Source organism: Bacteroidota bacterium, from assembly GCA_034723125.1.
GTDB lineage: Bacteria > Bacteroidota > Bacteroidia > CAILMK01 > JAAYUY01 > JAYEOP01.
The window spans coordinates 1-4,465 of the sequence record JAYEOP010000114.1; the positions used below are offsets into that span (position 1 = coordinate 1).

7 protein-coding genes and 1 pseudogene are annotated in these 4,465 nt (G+C 32.4%); all 8 read left to right on the plus strand.

Annotation, left to right across the window (positions count from 1 at the left end):
- Positions 1–428: 428 nt before the first annotated feature.
- Positions 429–599 (plus strand): annotated as a pseudogene (locus tag U9R42_03530) (KilA-N domain-containing protein).
- Positions 600–601: 2 nt separating this feature from the next.
- The gene (locus U9R42_03535) at positions 602–835 is read left to right on the plus strand and encodes a KilA-N domain-containing protein (GenBank protein MEA3495088.1); all 234 of its coding nucleotides are present in this window, start codon (positions 602–604) and stop codon (positions 833–835) included.
- 29 nt (positions 836–864) lie between these two features.
- On the plus strand, positions 865–1,710 hold the full coding sequence (locus U9R42_03540) for a KilA-N domain-containing protein (GenBank protein ID MEA3495089.1): 846 nt from the start codon (positions 865–867) through the stop codon (positions 1,708–1,710).
- Complete coding sequence (locus U9R42_03545; GenBank protein ID MEA3495090.1) at positions 1,703–2,272, plus strand: restriction endonuclease subunit S; 570 nt, start codon at positions 1,703–1,705, stop codon at positions 2,270–2,272. The genes U9R42_03540 and U9R42_03545 overlap by 8 nt, the downstream gene beginning before the upstream one ends.
- Before the next feature lie 54 nt (positions 2,273–2,326).
- Positions 2,327–2,743 carry a GxxExxY protein gene (locus U9R42_03550; protein MEA3495091.1) on the plus strand — a complete coding sequence of 139 codons (417 nt, stop codon included), beginning with the start codon at positions 2,327–2,329 and terminating at the stop codon, positions 2,741–2,743.
- A gap of 21 nt (positions 2,744–2,764) precedes the next feature.
- Positions 2,765–3,772, plus strand: a complete 1,008-nt coding sequence (locus U9R42_03555) for a virulence RhuM family protein (protein ID MEA3495092.1) — start codon at positions 2,765–2,767, stop codon at positions 3,770–3,772.
- 29 nt (positions 3,773–3,801) lie between these two features.
- On the plus strand, positions 3,802–4,110 hold the full coding sequence (locus U9R42_03560) for a hypothetical protein (protein ID MEA3495093.1): 309 nt from the start codon (positions 3,802–3,804) through the stop codon (positions 4,108–4,110).
- On the plus strand, positions 4,103–4,273 hold the full coding sequence (locus tag U9R42_03565) for a hypothetical protein (GenBank protein ID MEA3495094.1): 171 nt from the start codon (positions 4,103–4,105) through the stop codon (positions 4,271–4,273). The genes U9R42_03560 and U9R42_03565 overlap by 8 nt, the downstream gene beginning before the upstream one ends.
- The last annotated feature ends 192 nt before the right edge of the window (positions 4,274–4,465 follow it).

Sequence of the window (4,465 nt, forward strand, 5' to 3'; positions counted from 1 at the left end):
ATTTACATTCTTAAAATTCAAAGCAACAATTCGATTGAAACTGAAAGGATAATGATTTATTGATAGCTTTCGTAACAATTTGTTATCAAATAAATAATTATTACATTTGCAAATAGATTTAAGGGGGGTTCTATAAATATATTAGAACTAAAGATGTTTATACTTATTATTAAAAAAAAATTGACCTGTCTGTGTGCATCGCACAGGCAGGTAAGATTGACAACTTATTGAATAATATTGTTTTATGAAATTCTTTAACAAAATATATAATGGAAATGTAATGAGTGGTCATTATATTCACTCGTTGTAGCCAATCCCCCTACGGAGAAAAATCCGTTGAGTTTTTTAGCTAACGAATGATAAAATAAAAGGTTGAAATGAACAAAATTGAAAACTATTAATTGACTGTAAATTAAATGATTAACTTTGCCGTTAGTTGGAATTGGATGCGAAACAGAAATACAATTGAATTTTTAGAAATTTGGGAATCACTTTATAACCCAGATTTTAAACCCCTCGAATTCGAGGGGTTTAGAAATTATAATGTTACAGAATTTAATAATCTCAATTATGGCGAAATCATCTCAATAAGGTTTTAGTTATGAAGAAAAATAAAAAGATAAATGTTCAGGGGAGTGAAATAACTGTTTTTCAAAATGAAGATATAGACTTCATTAGCCTTACCGATATGACTTCAAATTTTAAGGAAGGAAGTGGCTTAATTGGAAAATGGATAACTAACAAGAACACTCTTGAATACCTTGGAATCTGGGAAAAAATTAATAATAAGGATTTTAATTACCCCGAATTCGGGGTAATTAGAAATAAGTGGTAGAATTAGACCACTTTAAAATGGAAATTATTATGAGTAAGAAAAATACAAAAATAGAAGTTAAGGGTGTAGAAGTTGCTTTTACTCGAACTAAACAAGAGGATTTTATTTGCATAACAGATATTGCGAAATTTAAAAATCCTGATGCCCCCAGAGATATTATAAAAAATTGGATGCGAAGCAAGAACACTATTGAATTGCTCGGACTTTGGGAAAAATTAAATAATCCGAATTTTAAACAGGTCGAATTCGACCTGTTTAGAAATGAAGCTGGATACAATCATTTTGTTTTATCACCGCAAAAATGGATTTCTTCTACTAATGCTATTGGGGTACAGTCTAAATCAGGACGATATGGAGGAACTTATGCTCATATCGACATTGCATTGGAATTTACTTCTTGGGTTTCTGTTGAGTTTAAATTTTATTTGATAAAAGAATTTCAGCACCTAAAAAGACAACAAGCAAAAGAATTAGACTGGGATATTAAACGACAACTGACCAAAATAAACTACCGTATTCATACCGATGCAGTAAAGGAAAACCTGATACCCAAAAATCTTACTCCAAAGCAGACAAGTTTTGTTTATGCCAACGAAACCGATGTATTAAATATGGCACTTTTTGGTAAAACTGATAAACAGTGGAGAGAGGGCAACCCCGATAAAAAAGGAAATATTAGAGATTTTGCCAATGTAAGCCAATTGGTTTGTTTGGTAAATCTTGAAAACCTGAATGCTGTTTTTATTAATGAAGGCTACGAGCAAAGCCTACGCCTTGAAAAACTAAACCAAATTGCCATACAACAAATGAAAATTCTGCTTACCAATAAATCGGAAACAATGTTAAACCCCAAAAGCGAGAATGTAGATGAATAACTATAAGCGTTTAGGCGATTACATACAATTAGTGGATAACCGAAATAAAGATTTAGCAGTTACAAATCTTTTGGGAATTAATATTACCAAAAACTTTATGCCTTCTGTTGCCAATGTTTCGGGAACTGATTTATCTAAATACAAAGTCATTCAAAAAGGACAATTCGCATATTCTGCAATGCAAGTTGGAATAGATGAAACTAATAGGCTTGCACTTTACACAAATGATGAGCCTGCAATTATTTCACCTGCTTATTTGGTAATTGAAAACAAAGATGAAAACGATTTAATTCCTGAATATATGATGATGTGGTTTCAACGACCAGAATCTGACAGGTACGGTTGGTTTATTAGCGATAGTAGTGTAAGAGCAAGTTTAGAGTGGAAACGTTTCACAGATATTAAACTACCAATCCCCGATATAAAAATACAAGAAGCCATAGTAACCATTTATCATACTTTGGAAACTCGCAAAAAAATAAATGCACAGTTGAAAGATAGCATGAAACCGCTTTGCCCTGTTTTGATGTGTGGGGTTGTGGAAAATAATCTTGAACTATGATTTTAAAATGATGATTATGAAAACTGTGATTCTTTATAAATAATAAGAGGTAAGATGATAAACGAAAAATATAAATATTCAGAATTAACAGGTAAAGTAATTGGTGCTGCGATGGAGGTTCACAAATATTTAGGAAATGGTTTTCAAGAGGTTGTTTATCAACGTGCATTATCTATTGAATTAAATATGCAAGATATTTCGCATATCAGAGAGCAAGAAATGAAATTGGAATATAAAGGATATGATATTGGAACAAGGCGAGTAGATTTTTTTATTGAAGATAAAGTAATGTTAGAAATAAAAGCCGTAAAAGAATTGGAAGATGTTCATTTGGCTCAAGCAATTAATTATCTAGAAGCTTATGGATTAGAAATAGGCTTGTTAATCAACTTTGGAAATACTTCACTACAATTCAAAAGAGTAATGAAACCCAAAAATCAGAGTCCATCAAAAAATCAATTACAATCATAGTTCAAGACAATGGATAAGCCAATGAAAAACAATCAACTAATAATATATCAAACCGAAGACGGCAAAGTCAAAATAGAAACACATTTTGAGAATGAGACCGTATGGTTAAATCAGGCTCAAATAGGAGAACTTTTTCAAAAGTCAAAAGCAACTATTAGCGAGCATATCAAGAATATATTTAAAGATGGTGAATTGGAAGAAGAACTGGTTGTTCGGGATTTCCGAACAACCACTCAGCACGGTGCAGTAAAAGGGTTAACACAGTCAAAAAATGTAAAATATTACAATCTTGATGTTGTTATTTCTGTGGGTTACAGAGTAAAATCTCACAGAGGTGTACACTTTAGAAAATGGGCAACAGCACTTATCAAAGAGTACCTGATAAAAGGCTTTGCAATGAACGATGAACTGCTAAAAGAAGCAGGAGGCGGAAATTATTTTGATGAACTTTTGGCTCGTATCCGTGATATTCGTTCATCGGAGAAAGTGTTTTGGCGTAAGGTTTTAGATGTTTATGCCACAAGTATCGACTACGACCCAAAAACAGAACAATCTGTAATGGTATTTAAAACCATACAAAATAAAATGCACTGGGCAAGCCACGGAGAAACAGTAGCCGAAACAGTTTACAAACGAGTAGATTCGTCAAAAGAACATATTGGGCTAACATATTTTAAAGGCGAAATACCAACAAAAAAAGAAGTGGAGATTGCTAAAAATTATCTTGCAGAAGATGAATTGAATATCCTGAACCGAATGGTAACGGCATTCTTGGAAATTGCAGAAATTCAAGCTTTAGACCGTACACCAATGTATATGGCAGATTGGATTAAGCAGTTAGATACTTTCCTGAAAATGACCAATAAAAACATTTTGCAACATTCAGGAAGTATCAGCCATCAGAAAGCAATTGAAAAAGCTCACGGTGAATATGATATCTATAAAGAAAAAATAAAGAATAGAATTACACAAGTTGAAAAGGATTTTATTAAACAATTGGATGATAAAACCAAAAAATTGAAGAAATGATACGGCAGAATTGAATATAACTTGATAGTATGAATGAGAACGATATAAACGAATTGGGTAAAAATATTATTGCTTTGCAAAAAGAAGCAGTAAATCAAACGCTATTGTTCTGGAAACCGAAAGCTGAACAAATAATCAGAACTAAAAGTCGGGACATTAACGAAATAGAACATACTTTAGACGCTCTTTGTGAAGTGGCTTTTGATGATGAAGTTTTAGCCCTGTTTAAGAGATTATGTCGCTATTATTATTATATAGACCAGCAAGCAACTATACAACAAATCCAATTCTATCGAGAAATGTGGGATAATAATGATGAAATAGAATCTGATGAGTAAATTTACAGAAGCAAAATTAGAACAGGCTTTTATCGAGCTTTTGGGAAATGAAGAATTTCCACATTACTTAGGCAATACTATTTCCAGAGCCGATGATCCTGCCTGTGCCGACACGGCAGACAGGGAAGTATTAATTAAAAAACTATTTACTCAATCGTTATAAAAACGAACAACTTACAGAAATTGAGGTCCAATCAATTATTATTCGACTAAAAACCCTTTCTTCTCCCGACCTTTACGAGAGTAACAAAAAAATAATGCGTTAGCTGGCTGATGGTTTCATTCTCAAAAGAGAAGACAGAACACAAAAAGATATTCATATTGAACTGATTGATTATTCAGGACTTCCACCACA

What these genes read in the sequence shown, in the direction of transcription:
- U9R42_03565 (MEA3495094.1), top strand. Translation starts at nt 4,103, where the DNA reads ATGAGTAAATTTACAGAAGCAAAATTAGAACAGGCTTTTATCGAGCTT.
- U9R42_03555 (MEA3495092.1), top strand. Translation starts at nt 2,765, where the DNA reads ATGAAAAACAATCAACTAATAATATATCAAACCGAAGACGGCAAAGTC.
- U9R42_03540 (MEA3495089.1), top strand. Translation starts at nt 865, where the DNA reads ATGAGTAAGAAAAATACAAAAATAGAAGTTAAGGGTGTAGAAGTTGCT.
- U9R42_03560 (MEA3495093.1), top strand. Translation starts at nt 3,802, where the DNA reads ATGAATGAGAACGATATAAACGAATTGGGTAAAAATATTATTGCTTTG.
- U9R42_03535 (MEA3495088.1), top strand. Translation starts at nt 602, where the DNA reads ATGAAGAAAAATAAAAAGATAAATGTTCAGGGGAGTGAAATAACTGTT.
- U9R42_03550 (MEA3495091.1), top strand. Translation starts at nt 2,327, where the DNA reads ATGATAAACGAAAAATATAAATATTCAGAATTAACAGGTAAAGTAATT.
- U9R42_03545 (MEA3495090.1), top strand. Translation starts at nt 1,703, where the DNA reads ATGAATAACTATAAGCGTTTAGGCGATTACATACAATTAGTGGATAAC.